Source organism: Ruegeria sp. HKCCA5426 (genome assembly GCF_013034585.1).
In the GTDB taxonomy this organism is placed as follows: Bacteria; Pseudomonadota; Alphaproteobacteria; order Rhodobacterales; family Rhodobacteraceae; genus Ruegeria.
The window spans coordinates 33,692-52,224 of record NZ_WQGH01000014.1 but is presented as its reverse complement, the minus strand read 5'-3'; the positions used below and the strand labels follow the sequence as shown (position 1 = coordinate 52,224).

Sequence of the window (18,533 nt, the reverse complement as noted above, 5' to 3'; positions counted from 1 at the left end):
CTTCTCCACTCATGCGACTGATGCCTGCGCGTCCGTGACCGAGGCCAGATGCATGATGTTTTCTTCTGTCATTTCATCGCCTGTGACTTGGCCGCTGATACGCCCTTCACGCACCACCAGCACCCGGTCACAGACACCAATCAGTTCGGGCAACTCGGACGAAATCACAACGATCCCGACACCATCGCTTGCCAAGTCTCTCAGGATCTTGTGAATTTCCGATTTCGCGCCCACGTCGACACCTCGGGTCGGCTCATCCAGAAAGATCAGCCGCGGATTGACCGAGAGCATTTTAGCAATTGCCACCTTTTGCTGGTTCCCCCCCGACAGGGACGAAACAGGATCACTCAACGACCCGCATTTCAGGTTCAGCTTACGCCCCAAAGCCTCGGCCTGAGCCTCTTCGGTGCCGGTCCGGATCAATCCGAGCGGCCCTGCCACTTGTTCGACCTTCAAGGCTGACACATTCGACGCAATCGACATATCAAGGAAAACGCCGTCGCCTTTTCGGTCTTCAGACAGGTACACCATTCCCTTGGCGATGCTGTCTTGATAGTTGCGTAGCGCTAACTTTTCACCATTGAGCCAGACATCCCCCGTGACATCCCCCTCAAGCTGGCAAATGCCTTTGACGATCTCGCTTCGTCCGGCACCAATCAATCCCGCGATGCCCAGAATTTCGCCTTTCTTCAGCTCAAAGCTGACGTCCTGAAACCGCGTCGCTTCGGATAGACCCTTAACTTTAAGGACGGTTTCCTCCGAAATCGCGCCTTCGGCGGCTTTATCGGGATACAGGTTGTCGATCACCCGGCCGACCATCGCGTTGACGACATCGCTGGGCTGAATATCTGCTACGTCATTCGTGACAATGTGCTGCCCATCGCGGAACACCGACACACGGTCGCAATTGTCGAATATTTCGACCATCCGGTGCGAAATGTAGATGATCGAAATTCCCTGATCTGCCAGATTGCGCATGATCCCAAACAGGGTCTGAGCCTCGGTTTCCGTGAGTGCGGCTGTAGGCTCATCCAAAATCAGAATGCGGCAATCCAGCGTTAGGGCCTTGGCAATCTCGACCAGTTGCTGATTCGAGATAGATAGGTTTTTTACCAGAACCGAAGGGTCGATATCGCTGAGTTGGCGAAATACATCCACCGCCTCGCGTTCCAGTTTCTTGTAGTCCATCAGCCACGACCGGCTGACATTCGTGGTGGCCATAAAGATATTCTCGGCCACCGACACATCCGGGCACAGGGCGATTTCCTGATGGACGAAACCAATGCCCAGTTGCTGTGCCATTGTGGGCGACGAGATTTTGACCGCTTTACCGTCCAGCACAATATCCCCGCTGTCCGGTTGCAAAATCCCGTCGATCACATTCATTAGTGTCGACTTGCCCGCGCCATTCTCGCCTGCAATCGCGTGAATCTCACCCTTCTTAAGTTCGAAATTTACCCCTCGCAGCGCCTTGACCGGACCAAAGGACTTGCTGAGGTTTTCGATTTTGAGGATCACATCCCACATCACGATGTTCATTTCTTGGCTAACTAAGTCTTAGAGTTGAGGACCGCCCACCTTAGAAGACGTCTTTAGGCAGCAAACGGTCCTCGGGGAGAAGCATGTTTCCCGATCAGGCCGGGTCACGGCCTTCCATGTAGACGTTCAGATCAAAGCTGTCGGCATTGTCCTTGGTGATGACCGCAAAGCCATTGTCCATGAACGGGATCTGAACCGGGTTGAATCCACTGGTCTGCCAGTCGTTGAACGGATCAAAGATGTCCGCCCGGTTGGCCAGATGCACCGCCATGAAGCCCATGAAGCCTTGCACACCCTGATTGGGGTTCAGCGACATGTGGATGTTGCCCGCGCGAATATGCTCCAGCGTTGTGGGCGTGACGTCCGCATGCATGATCAGGATGTCCGATTCAGCTTCCAGCTTGGCGGCCACGGCACCTTCAGCAGACCCCGCTTCTGGGATCCAGATTGCCGCGACATTCGGGTTGGCCTGGATGATCGAAGCCGTCGCACGATAAGCCGCGTTGCTGTCCTGATTGGTCGCCTGACGGCCCACCAGTTTCATATTCGGATAGTTGGCCTCCATATACGCGATTAGCGATGTCACGCGCAGGTCATGGTTCGACTGGCCGGGGTTCTCCAGAACCGCATATTCGGCGCTGTCGCCTACCTGCTTGACGATTTCTTCCGCTGCGAATTTTGCCTCGGCATGGTTGTCCGAAGTGATATAGCCGGTCCGCTTGGAATTCGGGCTATCGGCGGCAAAGGTCACGATCTCGGTTCCGTTGCCGATGGCGCGGTCAATCGGCTCGATGAACGGGTCAGACTGCATCGGGTGCAGCAGAATTCCCGCAGGCGATTTCACCAGATCCTGCTCGAACGAGGCGATCTGCTTAGTGATGTCGTAATCCGGGGTTCCCGAGAAAACGGTCTCGCATCCGAAGGCTTCGGCGGCCTGCTTGAAGCCCTGATAGACCGGTACCCAATAGGGGTGACCCGAAACCATGACGTTCATGATATAGGTCTCGCCCGGATCACACATGATGCCCTCGGCCTGTGCCGGAACCGCCGCTACACCAGCAACTGCAATTGCGGCAGATGCAACAAACCCATTGATTTTCTTGTACTTCATAGAACTCCTCCCAAGAGCGTGTCCCTGCACCTGCCTCGTAGTTTTCCTCCATTGCGTGGCAAATGCAAGAAATTTCATTAATTGCGTGTTATTGCAGTAAAGTTGTTTTAGAGGTCAGCCAAAACACCCGTCAACAGCTTTGTGAAAATTTTTGGTACTGATGAAATTTTTTTCATACATTGTTTATAGGAGTGCCGTCAAAATTAAGGCTGGCTCCAACCCACGTAAAACGTCAGGGATCAACAATGCTCTAATGAAAAATATTTCATAAGACGTACTAAATTCAAATATCCTTTAACCCGCCAATCCCTTTTTTGCACGCTCGGTCGAATATCGCTCGGCGACGCGCAGTTGGATCTGCGCCAAAAGTGCCGCACGAGGTATTTGGGAGGATAACTATGAACAGATTATTGGCGTCGGCTTTCGGACTAACACTGGCGACTCTTGCGGCGACGTCTTCCTCTGCCGCTGAAGAATGTGAGGGATTGAATTTCGTTTTCTTTCCCGGAGGTCCAGAAGGAGGAACCTTTGCGTCTGTGGTGTATAACGGAGCTGTCATGGCCTCAGAGCACACTGGATGCGATGTCGGGCCTGTCCGCAGTCTTCCTGCAGTCCGAAGTCACCTATTTCTGGCCCACCGGCGACGGCTTCCTGTTGCCCGCGTTGGCGGCGGTGTTTATCGGAGGCACGTCGGTCTTTGGCGGGCGTGGTTCGATGTATGGCACCTTCGTAGGCATCCTGATCATCGGATCGCTTGAGGCCGGTATCGTCGCAATGCGCGTGCAGGGCTTCTATACCCAACTGATCTATGGTCTTACGAACACGATCGCTGTCTCGATCTATGCGCTGGTTAAGAAAAAGTGACCTCTTTTCCAGTACAGCCCCGAGATACGGAAGTCCCCATATGGCTGCCAAGACGAAGATAACCGGCTCGGGATAGCAACCAGCCCAGCAGGAATCCATACAACCAAGATCGTTGCAGCCGAGAAGTTGGCGCAACTTCTGGAACCAAACGCGCTGGTAGTGGTTTTGGGGTCTGCCAATCTCGCCAATTGGGTTCGGGATCAAGGCTTCGTTGTTTCTGACGAAGATGTTTCTGCCTTTCTCGCGCGAATTGATCCTGGTTTCAGCTATGAAAAGTGTCCAGGGCGCAATCCGCTACTTTACGAGGCGCACTCTTTATCGGCACCAATCCGGACACGATGGCTCCATAGGAAACCGGAGTTGTGCCCGGCACAGTTTCATTGTTACAGGCAATTGAAACGGCCTCTGGTGTATCACCAATCAAAGTTGAAAAACCCGAGCCTTTCTTACTCAATTGCGCGCTGGAAACCCTGGGAACTGAAAAGCAGTCTAATATTACGATTGGCTATCAAATGTCGACTGACGTCGCATCGGCGCAAGCAGCCGGGCCAGTCACCGCGAAAACGCCAATACGACAATTCCAATGGCAACGGTGATCGCCGCAAAAAGTCGATTGGATTTAGGCCCTTCGCCAAACCACATAACGCCGATTATGGCGGCGAAGACTACAGAACTCTCGCGCAGTGCGGAAACCATGCCCAAAGGTGCAAACGTCTTGGCATATAATACAAGACCATACGCCAGTCCCGATATTACCCCGCCAGTGAGACCAGCCCAAACGAAGTTTCTGGGCATGGCTACAAGTCTTTGCCAACGAGTCGTAAAGACAAAGAAGGCAACAAATATTTCTGCGACAAACAGTAACGCGATATAGCCCAGCGTGTTTTCGGACAATCTTATGCCTATTCCATCAACAATTGAATAAGACGCAATCATCAGCCCGGTGCCGAGCGCTGCCGCTATTGCGATCCAATTGGTGTGTTTACCCAATCCGGCAAGAGCCAGAAATCCAATACCCACAGAAATACAAAGAATCCCGATCCACGCCCCGATCGAAAGAAACTCATTTGCGAAAAAGATCGCGCCCAGTGCAACCAGGATCGGTGTTATTCCGCGTGAGATCGGATAGACCACCGACAAGTCGCCATGCTTGTAGGCGGCGTTCAAAAACCAATAATACCCCCAGTGGATAAGGGTTGAGGCGACGATAAACGGAACCGCTGCCCAGACCGGCAAGCCCAGAAAAGGCAGTGCAAACAATGCCGGAATAGCGTGACCCAGCGACACCAACCCCAGAACGATGGCTTTGTCAGGTGCGCCTTTGACGATTGCGTTCCAGGACGCGTGAAGAATTGCCGCAGTCAAAACGATCAGCACAATCGAGAGAGTCAAGCTTGCGCCTTTATCGCCGCAATGACGGTATCCAGCGCGCGATCCAGATCATCCCGCGAAATGGTCAGCGGCGGAGAAAGCGTCAGCACGCAGCCTTGACTGATCTTGAAGCTTACACCGCCGTTCAGACAATCATAATAGATGCGTTCGGCACTGGCATCGTCTGCCTCGCGGGTGCTGCGGCTTTTGACGATCTCGACCCCGAACATCAGGCCACGGCCCCGGATATCCCCTACGATCTCAACCTGAGCCAGTTCGGATTCCAGCCGCCCCATCGCGTGGGCCCCCAGTTCGGAGGACCGGTCGACCAGACCTTCATCTTCTATGATCTGGATCGTGGTCAAAGCGGCGCGCGCCGTAACCGGGTTTTTTTCATGCGTGTAATGCCCGATCGCAAAATCTCCGCACACGTCCAGATCGCGGCGGGCGATGCAGGCGGCAATGGGCAAGATGCCTCCGCCAAGGGCTTTGCCAAGGGTTACGATGTCGGGCACGATCTCATCATGTTCGAAGGCGAACATCTTACCGGTCTTGCCCAGGCCAGTCGGAATCTCATCCATGATCAGCAACGCGCCATGCCGATTGCAGGCCTCGCGCACCGATTTCCAGAATCCCGCCGGGGGCACATAAGGCACCGCACGCATGGGTTCCGCGATCACGGCGGCAACATCGCCTTCGCGTTCCAAGGCGAACGCAACCATCTTGGCACAGGCCAGACCGCAGGTTTCAGGCCCGGCGTGGTTATACGGACAGCGATAGCAGGCGAAGGGTGCGACGTGCTCGGCCCCCGGCATCAGAGGGCCTGCGATATGGCTGCGAAACGTGGCCTCTCCGCCGACTGAAGCCGCACCAAAACCTGCGCCGTGAAAAGCATCCCAAAAGCTGACGGTCTTGAACCGGCCCGTCGCAGCACGCGCGATTTTCAGCGCCACCTCATTGGCGTCCGATCCGCCGGTTGTGAACAGGGTTTTGCCCAGATCACTGGGCGCGATCTCGGCCAGCTTCTCAGCCAGTTCCACCGCAGGATCATTGGTAAAGCGACGCGGGGCAAAGGGCAGGTCATCCAACTGTGCCTTGATCGCCTTGATCAGACGCGGATGACCATAGCCGATGTGATGGACCGAGTTGCCATGGAAATCCATGTACCGGCGGCCATCCAAATCTTCGATCCAGATACCTTCTGCCTTGGCGATGGTGCTAACGCAGGGGCTGGACAGACTTTGATGCAAAAACGCATCCGAGTCCCGTTTCAGCAACGGCGCGGACCGAAGGCCAATCGACGACTTTAACCAAGACCTACGCGCATCCGAGGTGTTGGACTCACCTTCAGTGTGGGTAATGCTGACTGACATATGGTCCTCGATTCTGGCTCGCATCCGGTGAAGTCAAATGCGCGAGGCCCCGTTTGGGGCCCCGCGAGCTGGGGAGAATTTCTGGTTTCTCTTATTCCCTCACCTTGGCCACGGCAGCGAATAGGTTTTGACGTTGGTGAAGAACTTCATCGCTTCGATCACGCCTTCTTTCACGCCGTTGCCGCTGTCCTTAATGCCGCCGAAGGGGGACATTTCGATGCGGTAGCCGGGTTGTTCCCAGATATTGCAGGTGCCAACGTCGAGGCCGTTGATATAGGCAATCGCACGGTTCAGGTCGTTGGTGCAGACGCCAGACGACAAGCCGAACTCGGTCGAGTTCGAGATCGCCATCACCTGATCATCATCGTCGGGTACGCGGACGATGGGAATGATGGGGCCGAAGGTTTCCTCCATCACCAGCTCGCTGTCATGGGGCACTTTATCGACCACGATGGGCGGCAGCAGCGCGCCCTGACGACCGGGGTGATAAAGGATTTCAGCACCCTCTTTTTCGGCCATGTAGACGCGGTTCTCAAACAGTTCCGCCGCCTTGTCATGGATCACGCAGCCCAGCTCAGTCTCGGGGTCCTGGGGGTCGCCGAACTTGATCTTCTTGGCCTTTTCCAACACCAGCGGAACAAACTTGTCCGCCACACTGTCCTGAACCAGAATGCGCTTGATCGCGGTGCAGCGCTGGCCCGAATTGCCGGTGGCACCGGCCACGGCAATGGTCGCGGCCTTGTCCAGATCGGCATCGGTCAAATCGTTCAGCACGATCAGGGGATCATTACCCCCCAATTCCAGCGCCTGGCGTTTGTAGACCGCCTTGGCCGCGATCATCTTGCCGACCGGAACCCCGCCGGTGAAGGTGATGATGTCGATCTTGTCATTGGTGATCATCTCGTCACCGATATCCTGCGGCCAGCCGGTGACCACCTGGAACATCTCGGGCGGCAGACCGGCCTCATACAAGATGTCAGCCAATGTCAGACAGGTCATCGGCGTCAGTTCAGTCGGTTTGCAGACCATACAGTTGTTGGTGGCAATCGATGGCGCGATCTTGTGACTGACCATATTCAGCGGGTGGTTAAAGGGCGTGATCGCACTGATCGCGCCTACGGGTTCGCGGGTAGTGAAGATCTTGCGATCCTTGCCATTGTGGGTCAGGTCGCACGAGAAGATCTTGCCATCATCCTTCAGCGCCTCGGCGGCGGCGAACTGATAGACATCCTGCGCGCGTTTGGTCTCGTAGATCGCGTGCTGGTGGCAAATGCCCAACTCCAGCACCAGCCATTTGGCGAGGTATTCGCGCCGCTCGCCGATCAACTCTCCGGCGCGTTGCAGGATCTGACTGCGTTCGTACCGGGTGAGCTTGGATTCGTAATTCGCCGCAATCTCGAACGCCTTGCGGGCGTGCTCGGCCTTGCCCGCAGGGACATGGCCGATCACTTCGTTGGTGTAAGGATAGAGAACGGGCACCGTCTCGTCGGTAAAGACGATCTCGCCGCCGATGCGCATCCCCTCATTTCTGATCTCGGTCATCGGTTGATCTTTCATGGCTTACTGGGCCGCCGCTGTCGTGGCGTAGAAAAACGCATCAAAGTTGCGCAGATCGGGCGCGTTGCCCAGATCAATCACGCGATTGACGATGAAGGGCACTTCCTGCTCGGTCAAGCCACCATGACTGCGCAGCGGCTCGCCCAGGGCCGCCAGATCGTGCCGGTCCGCCGAGGTGCCGATGGTCATCCCTCCGGTGCAGACCATAGTCAGATCCCCGATGCGGTCGGCGGGCAGTTCGTATTTGGCAACCGCCTCTTCCTTGGTCAGTACTTCCATCATCTCAGGAAGAGCAGCCACGTTGGCCTTGACCTCTGCACGGTCGGCACCTTCGGGCAGGTAGACCGTGGCAAACGATCCCAACGCCCCGTGATGGACCACATACGGATCGGTGATCGGCAGGATTACACGGGCCTTGCCCTCACCCAGCCAGTCGTCAAACACGTCCTGCATATAGATGACCGACGGCTCTTTCGAGGTCGGTTCGTGCTTGGCCTTCATGCCGTGGTCGGCGGTCACAACAATGGCGGCACCCATTTCGTCCAACTGCGCCAGATACTTGTCAAACATGGCGTAGAAATCCAGCGCACCCTGCTCTTCCGGGGCGAACTTGTGCTGCACATAGTCGGTGGTCGACAGGTACATCACGTCCGGGCGCATCTCTTTGAGCAGCTTCACACCGGCGGCAAAGACAAATTCCGACAACTCGGCGGAATACACTTCCGGAACCGGCATCCCCAGCCAAGCGCTGGCATTGTCGATGCCGTGTTCTGCATTGGTGGTCTCACCCGAGCGTTCAGCCGAGAAGGCAACAGCGCGGTCTTCGTCAAACTTCAGGCCAGCCCCCAGCAGCGCGCGCAGCTTGTCCTTGGCGGTGACCATTGCGACGCGATAACCCGCCTCATAAAACTGCGAGAAGATGGTTGGCGCACGCAAGAAGCGCACATCGTTCATCATCACCTCTTCACCAGTTTCCGGGTCATAAAGGAAGTTGCCGCAAATCCCATGCACGATGGGCGGGCGACCGGTGGCGATCGACAGGTTGTTGGGGTTGGTGAAGGACGGGATCACCGAATGCGCCAGCCGGTCGGTGCCGGTTTCACGGATACGCTTGAGCGTCGGCATCAGCCCTTTGGCGATGGCTACATCCAGATATTCCGGCTCGCACCCGTCCAGACAGATGGCAATGGCAGGGACTTTGGGGGCCGGGTAAACGCGCTCATTCGCCGTCACGGGGGTTTGAATAGTCATTTAGGGGTGTCCTTGTTTCTTATGCAGCCAACTTGGCGCGTTCTTTAAGTGCGAGTGCCGGAGGAGCCGCGCTGGCGACCCCCATCTCGGCCAGAGTTTCCTTGGCAGCAGCAACAACCTGCCGCATAACTTGCTCGTCCATCTGCCCGATGCAGCCGACGCGGAAACTGTCCACAACCGTCAACTTGCCCGGATAGATGATAAAGCCTTTGTCCTTCATCAGATCGTAGAAGCGCGAGAACACGAACTTTTCGTCCGCGGGGCAGAAAAACGTCACAATGATCGGGCTTAGCCAGCGGTTCTGAAGCAGCGTCTCGAACCCAAGCTCGCGCATACCTGCAACCATCACGTCGCGGTTTTTCGCGTAACGCGCACCGCGTCCTGCAACACCACCTTCGGCCTCGTGCGCCCTAAGTGCTTCGAGGAAGGCGGCAACCACGTGGGTCGGCGGAGTAAACCGCCACTGGCCGGTCTTTTCCATATGCGCCCATTGCGCATGTACATCCAGCGACAGCGAGTGGCTGTTGCCCTTTGCGGCCTCCAACTCATCCTTCCGGGCGATGATAAAGCCAAAGCCAGGCACGCCTTCGATGCATTTGTTAGCCGAGGACACCATCGCCTCATACCGGATTTCTGACGGCTTCAGTTCAATAGCGCCAAAGGCAGACATCGAATCGATCAGCAGCTTCCGGCCCGCCGCATAGACCGCCTCGGAAATCTCTTCGACCGGGTTCAGAATGCCCGAGGAAGTCTCGCAATGGATCGCGACCACGTGGGTGATAGCCGGATCGTTGGCGAGGATTTCGGCCACTTCCGAACCGCGCGGAGGCAGGTAATCGCCCTTGTCTAGAACCAGATGATCACGTCCGAGGTATTCCAGCGTCTGCGCCGAGCGCTGGCCATAAGCCCCGTTCGCAAGAACCAGTGTCTTGCTTTCCCGCGGGATGAACGATGCCAACATCGCCTCAACGGAAAAACTGCCACTGCCTTGCATCGGCACACAATCATAGGCGTCACCGCCTTCGCCAAGCAAGGCAAGCAACCGGGTGCGCATGTCACGAGTCATGGCGCGGAAATCATCATCCCAGCTCCCCCAATCGCGCAGCATCGCTTGTTTTACAGCATAAGATGTCGTCAATGGACCTGGCGTCAGAAGAAATGGTTCGCCCAGTTTCGGCGACGGGATTTTTGGATCTGATTGGATCATTTTGGCGCTCCGGGAGGTCATCTTAGGACTACATTTGCATCACGAATTTCCATATGTAAAATCGCTAAAATCAATCTGATCATAGGTAGAACTTATGGAAAATCAGGAAGGGAAAAAAATGCGACATAGCCAGCTGAGAGCGTTTCATTATGTGGCCTTGCACGGTGGGTTTTCCCGTGCAGCCGAAGTCCTGTTTCTGACCCAGCCGGCTGTTTCGGAACAGGTACGCAGGTTGGAGCAGGAACACGACCTGTTGCTGTTTCAACGTGAACGCAAACGCGTTTTTCTAACGCCTCAGGGCGAACGTTTGTTCCGATACACCAAACAGTACTTTGAGATTGAGACTCAGATCGAAGATTACCTGTCTGAATCCAAGGCCGCTGTAGAAGGCGAGCTTCGCATCATCGCGGACTCGGCACACCATCTAACCGATTTCCTTGGGCCTTTCCGGGCCGCATTTCCTTTGATCAAGCTTACTGTGAGATCTGGCAACACCAACGAAGTCCTGGACGAGCTTAGGGCCTATAACGCCGAAATCGGTATCGTCGGCAGCCCCTCTCCTGGCAATGACATGACGCTTTTGAATTTGGGTGAGTCGAGCATCATAGCCTTCGCTAACCGTGAATTGTTACCAAAGGCCACGACCAGTTTAAGATTCAACGAGCTGGACACTTTGCCATTGGTGTTTCGAGAAAGCGGCTCAAAAACTCGCCAGAAACTGGAAGAAGAAGCTGAAAGAAGAAAGACGAAACTAAATCCGGCTATTGTGGCCGAAGGACGCGAGGCGGTACGCGAACTGGTCGCATCTGGCGCCGGGATCGGATTTGTCTCCCAAGCCGAATTTGGCCGCGATGATCGCCTCAGGCAGATTGAACTCAAGGACGTGGACCTGCGTATGGGTGAAAGTATGATCTACCTCTCACAACGCCAAGAGGTCAAAGTCATCCGCACGTTTATGGATTTCGTCAAGCGCGTACAGGCGACAAAGCCAACCTCCGAAGCGGTGTAAGCAGCCCCGGAGGTTGGAAAATCTGGCCCGGGCTCAGCGGCTGCGCCAGGCTTGAGTGCGGCTCAGAATGCCTTTTGATGCAATCAGGTGCAGGATTCGGGCCGCCGCATTGGTGTAGAAGATCATCATTCCCATCGCGGCAGCAGGTGCGATATCTCCCGCATCATCCATATTCAGCACCGCAATTGAGGCCAGCGTCGTCTTGGGCGAATACAGGAACACCACCGCCGACACCGTCGTCATCGCGTTGACGAACAGATAGATCGAGATATCCAGGATCGCAGGCAGACATACCGGCACCGTCACCCGCGCGAACAGCTTCATAGTTGGCTGCTTGAGCGAAGCCGAAACAGATTCAAACTCTGTATCCATCTGCTTGAGAGCAGTCACCGCCGTCAGGTGCGACACGGTATAAAAGTGGGTTACCGAGCAGATTACAAGGATGGCCATCGTACCGTAGATCGCGTTTAGCGGGTTCGAGGGGTTGTTGAAGAAGAAAATATAAGCCAGACCCAGCACCATTCCGGGGATCGCCATCGGCAACATGGCAAACATCTGGAACAGCGCCCGCCCGGTTTTGAAGCCGTTTGACTTTTCCACCAGATAAGCACCGAAGAAAATGATCGAGGTGCCGATCACCGCCGTCAACAGCGCCATCTTGATCGAGTTGAAGTACGACCCCCAGCCACCGCCATCCATCTTGTCGAACTGATAGTTGTTCAGGCTCAGGCTCAGGTCATATGGCCAGAACTTGATCAGCGCGGCGAATTGGCAAACCGCCAGCATTCCAACGATAAACAGGGCAACCATGCTGCAATAGATCAGCATGATGCGATCGGTTTTCGGGTTGGGTTTCGGCCGATACGGCACCGAACGCGCCGACAGCAGCGCCACCTGTTTCGACTGCACCAGACGGTCGATGGCAAATGCCAGAATAGCCGGAACCACCAGAACAACCGAGACGACAGCGCCCATTTCAAAGTTTTGTTGGCCGATCACCTGCTTGTAGATATCCACTGCCAGAACGTTGAACTGACCACCGATTACCTTCGGCAGGCCAAAGTCGGTGATCACAAGGTTGAACACAACAAAAGCCGCCGAGATCAGGCCATAGCGCGCACCCGGAATGGTCACGGTCCAGAAGGTACGCCAAGGGGTTGAGCGAAGACTCGACGCGGCCTCATATAGTCGAGCGTCTGAGATTGCCAAAGCCGTCGATATGATCAGGAAAGCATGTGGGAAAGTGAAGAAGACCGAGCCGATGACGATGCCGATGGGGCCGTAGATACTTGCCCCAAACAACAGCTCTTTCAGCATCCCCTGATTGCCAAACAGATAAACCAGTGCGATGCCAGGCAACAGCGAGGGAACAAGGATCGGAGCCATGGCGACCAGCCGGAACATGCCCTTGAACCGCATACAGCTGCGGTTCAGCGCATAGGCAAACCAAAAGGCCAGCGTGACGGTTATGATCGTGCTTACGATCGCAATCCATATCGAGTTCTTGACCGAGTTGAACAACGCCGGCGTCGAGAAATAGTTGGCGAAGTTTTCTATACCAGTCGCTTTTACCGGGCGCAGTTGCACGCGCCGGAAGGTATTCGAATCAAGCTCGACCCAGTCTGTGCCTTTCTGCAGGTTCGACCCGATCAGGAACCGACCATCGGGCACCGTGTTTCGGATTTTATACATCACCGGGCTACGGAAACTGAAATCGGGGAAGAATGGCGTAACCGACAGCCGCCCATCAGAGCCGGTCGAAAGTTCCTGATCGGTATAGGCCCCGGTTTCCGTATTCAATTGGGTGCCGTTCAGGATGGTTCCACTGAACACACCGTTGTCGTCACTGACCTGAAACTCGTATTGCGACAGCTCTATCCGATAGGTCGAGAACGACTTGGACAGCATCGCCCAAAGCGGAAACGCCAGCGTCACGACCAGGTACAGGGCGATGACCATCATGCCACCGCGCATGATGAGGTCGTCGCGGCTCAGCTTGCCCTTGATCAGCGGGCCAGCGGGGAGAGAGGTGGTGTCAGTCATCAGCCCTCCTCCGCCGGCGTGAAGGCCATCAGACGGTTGCGGGGCAGTTCGATCATCATCTGCTCGCCCGCTTCAAGACCCAGACGACGGACCGCATTGATCGAGAAGTCACCGATCAGCTCCTTCGCACCGAAAGTCTGATGCGACAGGCGGCAGCGCCAGAACGAACCGAGGAACTCCATTTCAGTGATCAACACCTCAAACGCATTTTCCGGCGTTGTGATGACGTCCGGCGCGTCCGGTGAACGCGCGCCTTCGCCATGCGGAATGATATCCTCGGGGCGAACGGCCGCGACGATCCGGTTGCCTTTCTGCAGGCTGTGCGGCTCGCATTTCAGTATTGAACCGCCCAATTCCAACGTCTCGGCATCGCCCGCGACGGCGGGTAGCTGGTTCATTTCACCAATAAAATCGGCCACGAACAGGTTGGCTGGGTGGCGGTAGATCTCGGTCGGAGTGCCAACCTGCTCGATCACGCCATGGTTCATGACAACGATCCGGTCAGCCATGGCCAGCGCCTCTTCCTGGTCGTGTGTCACCATCACGGTGGTCACGCCCAGCTTACGCTGCAGTTCCTTGATCTCGTGCCGCAAATGTACACGGACCTTGGCATCAAGCGCCGACAGCGGCTCATCCAACAGCAACAGACCAGGATTGGTGGCAATGGCGCGCGCAAGCGCAATCCGCTGTTGCTGTCCACCCGAAAGCTGGGCTGGGTATTTGCTGCCCTGATCCGGCAGACCCACGAGGTTCAGCAGTTCAGCCACGCGCACTGCAATTTCTGATTTGCTGCGGCCAGTGTTTTCTAGCCCAAATGCAATGTTCTTTTCGATCGTCAGGTTCGGAAACAGCGCGTAGGACTGGAACACAATGCCAAAATCGCGCTCGGACGGGGGCAGGTTCGAGACATCCTTGCCATCCTGCATCACAGTACCCTTGGTTTGCAGGTCCAGACCTGCGATCGCGCGCAGCAGGGTTGTCTTGCCGCAACCGGAAGGGCCCAGAAAACAGATGAATTCGCCTTCGTTGATGTCCAGCGAGATATCCCGGAGGGCCAGAAATTCGCCAAACGCTTTCCAGAGGTCTTGGATACTCAGATAGAGATCACCGGGAGAGGTTTTCTTGAGCACGGGGAGTGGTCCTTGAGCTTTGCGCAGCAGCCATGACGCAAGAATGGCCAGAAATTCGCCGCGTCGGTCATATGAATTATTAGGGGACGCGTATCCAGCGGACGGAGGGGCATTAAGCCCCTCCGGCTTGAGTGGTTATTCTTTGGGCTCGGACTTACCATCATAGCGCGACTGCCATTCTTTCAGGATAGCGGCGCGATTATTGGCTGCGAACTCAAAGTCATTCTCGATCATCGCGTCCAACAAACCGTCGGGGAAGTGTTCAACCGGTTTGGCAACGCCCGGCATTGCGACAACGGCATAGCCCACGTTGTACATTTCGTTGGCTTCTTTGGTGACCGAGAAATCAACAAGTTTCTGTGCTGCTTCCTGATTGGCCGTCCCGGCAACAATCGCGGTCGCTTCCATATCCCAGCCAACGCCTTCGCTTGGCACGATGATTTCCAGTGGCGCGCCCGCGGCCTTGGATTTGGCACCGCGGAACGCAAACGAAATCCCGATCGGAATCTCACCGGCGGCGGCCAGCTTGCACGGCTTTGAACCAGAGTGGGTATAACGCGCAATGTTCCCATGCAGCGCGTCCATGTATTCCCAGCCACCTTCTTCACCGAACAACTGCAACCAGCTTGAAACGTCGAGGAATCCGGTCCCAGACGAGTTCGGGTTCGGCATGATGACATGACCCTGATACTGTGCGTCGGTCAGATCTTTCCACGATGTCGGCGGCGTCAGGCCCGCCTTTTCGGCCTCGACCGTATTGTAGCAGACCGAGGCGACCCAAGCGTCCATACCCACCCAACTGGGAACATCGCCGCTGTCGACGAATTTGGGATCCAGCTTTTCAACACCAACTGGTGCATAGGGTTCTAGCATGTCTTCGGATTTCAGCAGCAGCAGCGATGTAGCGGCCAGACCCCAGACCACATCAGCCTGTGGGTTGTCGCGCTCGGCCAGCAGCTTGGCGGTAATAATGCCTGTGGAATCCCGTACCCAATTGATCTTGATATCTGGGTGAACCGCGTTGAATTCTTCGGCATAGCGGGCCAAATCTTCTGCTTCAACCGCAGTATAGACAGTCAATTCAGTTTCGGCAGCGGCGGCGGTGGCGATCAGGGCGCCCGCGACAGTGGCGACGAACTTGGACGTATTTTTTTTCATGTCTTCCTCTGTTGTGTAGATTTTGACGTAGGCACCATTCTTGCGTGGCGCTTCCATTACCTGTTCTCGGCGCGGATAATGTTGACAGAAATCTAGAACAAGAAAAGTCGATAATTTCTACTACATCATAAAAAATATTTATGTATTTCAAGCGCGCGGGAAATGTAGCGGCATCTGGCCATTCCGCCGAAAATTTGAGCAAATATGCCATTCAACTGTCCGGGCACCTAAAAAATCGCCCCATCCAAGCAGCGTATGCGTATTATCGACTGCCATTTTTCGAGATGTGCTCAAAGGCTCGCGCGCCTTAGGCGTGCGGCAGTCGCGGGTTCAGAACTTTGGTCCTAAAGACTGTGTTCAAGCACTCGTTTTGTGGTCGCGTGCGGGTAGAGTTTCGATCAAGCGCGTTTCCAGAAGCTGTCCGCTGGAATAAAGAATTGGCGTAGATATGGCGGCGACGTGGCTGTTGAATTCGCGCAAAGCCCGCAAAGTCTCCAGATGAACGTCACTGGTTTCAAAACTGTCAACCGCACCGTTCTGCAAACGTCGAAAATGGCGTTTTCGGCTATCTCGTTCGGCGCGCTTGATCTCGGTCTTTTCAGAATTCAACAAACGCGCACTTTCCAGATCTTCCGAGATGATCACATTGCTCACCAGCTTTATGTTTGCCAGAATCTTTTCGTGTATTGCCTGCAGTTCCGCCCAGCCTTCACGCGAAAACTGTTTCCTGGATTCCCGGAGTTCCAACGCAAGGACCGTAAGGCGTTTTGCAACCACATCTCCGGCAGTTTCCAGACGAACCGCGTACTCCAGGACATCCCTCGCAATATCCGAGCTTTTGGAATCCATCTTGTCAGCAGGAAGAGCGGCCACGAAAGCGCGGATGTCTGTCAGGCATTGATTGACTTCCAGGTCGACATCCTGAACAGCCTTGATCTGTTCTTCAGTCCCGGAACGATAGAGTTCAAGCAAAGGGGTGAACATCATTTGCACCAGGTCTGTCATCCTCAGCAGTTCCCGCTTCAAAGCGGAAACGGCCAGCATGGGATTTTCTGAGGCCGAAGCATCAAGTGCGCTGACTGGTCGACCCATCGGGTCCGCCTCGACCATGGGTTTGGCCTCGGGGAGCAATCTTTCGAAAGGCGCCTGAAGCACCCTGCAAAATGGCAGCGCCAAAACAAGCAATACGGCATTAAAAGCCAGATGCGCTCCGATCAACATCTGACCATGGTAGTCTGAACCAAGCAAACCCGATCGTATCGCCAGGTTGGCGGCAAACAGACATAAAACGGCCCAGGCCCCGCGCAACAGCAGATTGGCAAAAGGAATGCGCCTGGCGCTGACCTCCATCCCTCGGGTCAACCAAACTGGGATGAGCGCGCTGCCAAGATTGGCCCCCAAGACCAGCGACAAACCAGCAGCAAATGGCAGCGCTCCGATCTGTACCAGTGTCACACACATCAGGATTGCCGCCACCGAGCTGTGCATGACAAATGCCAACGCACCACCAACCAGAAAGGCTGTCACATAGTCACGAACAAGGTAATCAGCGATTGCAGGCAGAAAGGCGCTGTCGCGGATCGGGTCCATAGCCTCGCGGAGAAAGCGCAGAGAAATCAGTATGAACGCAACGCCCATAAGGATGCGCCCGATCTGGCGCGGTTTCTTGCGTTCTGTCTTGACAAACAGCCAACCCCCGACGGCCAGCAAAAGTGGTACCAGCCAGTCCAGCCGAAAAGACAGAATCTGAATAACAAGCGCCGAGCCCAAATCACCACCCAACACGATGGCCAGACCAGCGGAAAACGACAGGTACCCACCGGCGGCGAAACCGGAAGCAAGCAGCGCGACAGCCGCCGAGCTTTGCAAAACCACCGCAAGTACTAAGCCGGTAAAGCTTGCGCCCAAAACACCATTGTTGCGTGTAAGAACTCTTTGGAACGAGGCGCCATAGCTTCGCTCGATCCCGGTGCGAACCATCCGAACCGCAAAAAGCAGAAGCATTGTCGCGCCCGCAAGTTGCATTATGAAAGTCAATATCGCCATTCTTCAGTCCACGCATTCATTTCGCTTGCGTATTGCAAAGCATCGTCAGTTTAGGCCCGCACCTTGCTGGGGTGATGTTATTCCGGGTCTACGAAAGTTTTGATTTCCCAGCGCGCAAGACTTGCTGCCAGTTTCTTTCCAGGCGCAGCATCCGTCACCAATTGGTCCACGGACTGCGGCTCAAAACTCTGATGTGGTCCAGTTGTTTCGAATTTCTGGTGGACCATGGCGACCGTCGTCGAACTGCTCCGCTCGACAACAACCGAAGCCAGCTCGCTCTCGACTGCGCTTTGGTACTGAAACCCAAATTTGGAATCCAAGCCATCCGGGCTCAGGATGGCGATGTCATAGGTATAGCGGCGCGCCTGAGCTTCAGCGACAAAGCCGAAAGTCCCCATTTCGTCTTTCCTCATTTCACCGCCAAGCACGAACACACGATTCCCGTTATGTTCGAGAAGTTTGTGCGCAACATTCATCGAATTGGTGACAACCAGCAGGTTTCTTTTGACTCTAAGGGCTTCGGCCACGAAGACTGTCGTGCTGCCGACGTCCATAAACACAGTTGCGCCGTTCGGCACCAGGGGGGAAAGCGTCTTTGCAACCTTGAGTTTTTCATTGGTGAACGCGCCTAAGCGCTGGAAAAAACCGATTTCACCCTGTTCTTCCAGTAAACGTACCACCCCATGATTTCGTTCTACGATGCCCAACTTGGAAAGCGACTTAATGGTACGTCGAATGGTTTCTTCCGAAACACTCAGCACTTCTGCCAGCTCGATGTTGCGTGCGTGACCACCCAACTGGCGCAGAGCGCCTGTCAGCTGCAATTCTCTGGGAGAGAGTACCTTTTTCTGAGCCGCCATATCCAAACACCGCC

The 18,533-nt window shown here is 55.3% G+C and carries 15 protein-coding genes; 3 read left to right on the top strand and 12 right to left on the bottom strand.

Features of this window, described 5'->3' with window-relative positions; all coding sequences use genetic code 11:
• Nucleotides 1-9: 9 nt before the first annotated feature.
• Complete coding sequence (locus GOV87_RS18555; protein WP_217360902.1) at nt 10-1,539, bottom strand: sugar ABC transporter ATP-binding protein; 1,530 nt, start codon at nt 1,537-1,539, stop codon at nt 10-12.
• 94 nt (nt 1,540-1,633) lie between these two features.
• A complete protein-coding gene (locus tag GOV87_RS18550; protein ID WP_171124768.1) occupies nt 1,634-2,650 on the bottom strand; it encodes a substrate-binding domain-containing protein in 1,017 nt (338 codons plus the stop codon).
• A gap of 528 nt (nt 2,651-3,178) precedes the next feature.
• On the opposite strand from GOV87_RS18550, the gene GOV87_RS18545 reads away from it, so the two are divergent.
• Together GOV87_RS18545 and GOV87_RS20695 are read left to right on the top strand one after the other, a co-directional pair.
• Nucleotides 3,179-3,514, top strand: a complete 336-nt coding sequence (locus GOV87_RS18545; protein WP_171212754.1) for a hypothetical protein — start codon at nt 3,179-3,181, stop codon at nt 3,512-3,514.
• 362 nt (nt 3,515-3,876) lie between these two features.
• Entirely contained in the window at nt 3,877-4,110 is a 234-nt protein-coding gene (locus GOV87_RS20695) for an HAD hydrolase-like protein (RefSeq protein ID WP_171212753.1), read from the top strand.
• On the opposite strand, the gene GOV87_RS18535 is transcribed toward GOV87_RS20695, so the two are convergent.
• The 5 genes from GOV87_RS18535 to GOV87_RS18515 form a co-directional block, all read right to left on the bottom strand.
• Nucleotides 4,067-4,906, bottom strand: coding sequence for an EamA family transporter (locus GOV87_RS18535; RefSeq protein ID WP_171126964.1), 840 nt, complete (start codon nt 4,904-4,906; stop codon nt 4,067-4,069). The genes GOV87_RS20695 and GOV87_RS18535 overlap by 44 nt on opposite strands.
• Nucleotides 4,903-6,258 (bottom strand): aspartate aminotransferase family protein, encoded by a 1,356-nt coding sequence (locus GOV87_RS18530; RefSeq protein WP_171212752.1) that lies wholly within the window; start codon nt 6,256-6,258, stop codon nt 4,903-4,905. Before GOV87_RS18530 ends, GOV87_RS18535 begins: the two co-directional genes overlap by 4 nt.
• A 99-nt stretch (nt 6,259-6,357) precedes the next feature.
• The gene (phnY, locus tag GOV87_RS18525; RefSeq protein ID WP_254447415.1) at nt 6,358-7,800 is read right to left on the bottom strand and encodes a phosphonoacetaldehyde dehydrogenase; all 1,443 of its coding nucleotides are present in this window, start codon (nt 7,798-7,800) and stop codon (nt 6,358-6,360) included.
• Between the two features lie 18 nt (nt 7,801-7,818).
• Nucleotides 7,819-9,066, bottom strand: coding sequence for a phosphonoacetate hydrolase (phnA, locus tag GOV87_RS18520; RefSeq protein WP_171212750.1), 1,248 nt, complete (start codon nt 9,064-9,066; stop codon nt 7,819-7,821).
• 19 nt (nt 9,067-9,085) lie between these two features.
• Complete coding sequence (locus GOV87_RS18515) at nt 9,086-10,273, bottom strand: 2-aminoethylphosphonate--pyruvate transaminase (RefSeq protein ID WP_171126968.1); 1,188 nt, start codon at nt 10,271-10,273, stop codon at nt 9,086-9,088.
• 118 nt (nt 10,274-10,391) lie between these two features.
• Between GOV87_RS18515 and GOV87_RS18510 the strand changes: the two genes are divergently transcribed.
• Nucleotides 10,392-11,282, top strand: a complete 891-nt coding sequence (locus tag GOV87_RS18510) for a LysR substrate-binding domain-containing protein (protein WP_171126969.1) — start codon at nt 10,392-10,394, stop codon at nt 11,280-11,282.
• A 33-nt stretch (nt 11,283-11,315) separates the two neighbouring features.
• Here the strand turns inward: GOV87_RS18510 and GOV87_RS18505 are convergent, their stop codons facing one another.
• The 5 genes from GOV87_RS18505 to GOV87_RS18485 form a co-directional block, all read right to left on the bottom strand.
• Nucleotides 11,316-13,325 carry a putative 2-aminoethylphosphonate ABC transporter permease subunit gene (locus GOV87_RS18505; protein ID WP_171212749.1) on the bottom strand — a complete coding sequence of 670 codons (2,010 nt, stop codon included), beginning with the start codon at nt 13,323-13,325 and terminating at the stop codon, nt 11,316-11,318.
• Nucleotides 13,325-14,455 (bottom strand): putative 2-aminoethylphosphonate ABC transporter ATP-binding protein, encoded by a 1,131-nt coding sequence (locus GOV87_RS18500; protein WP_371808269.1) that lies wholly within the window; start codon nt 14,453-14,455, stop codon nt 13,325-13,327. The genes GOV87_RS18505 and GOV87_RS18500 overlap by 1 nt, the downstream gene beginning before the upstream one ends.
• A gap of 135 nt (nt 14,456-14,590) precedes the next feature.
• The gene (locus GOV87_RS18495) at nt 14,591-15,613 is read right to left on the bottom strand and encodes a putative 2-aminoethylphosphonate ABC transporter substrate-binding protein (RefSeq protein ID WP_171126971.1); all 1,023 of its coding nucleotides are present in this window, start codon (nt 15,611-15,613) and stop codon (nt 14,591-14,593) included.
• A 357-nt stretch (nt 15,614-15,970) separates the two neighbouring features.
• A complete protein-coding gene (locus GOV87_RS18490; RefSeq protein WP_171212748.1) occupies nt 15,971-17,659 on the bottom strand; it encodes a Na/Pi cotransporter family protein in 1,689 nt (562 codons plus the stop codon).
• A 77-nt stretch (nt 17,660-17,736) separates the two neighbouring features.
• On the bottom strand, nt 17,737-18,519 hold the full coding sequence (locus GOV87_RS18485) for a DeoR/GlpR family DNA-binding transcription regulator (RefSeq protein WP_171126973.1): 783 nt from the start codon (nt 18,517-18,519) through the stop codon (nt 17,737-17,739).
• Nucleotides 18,520-18,533: the final 14 nt, after the last annotated feature.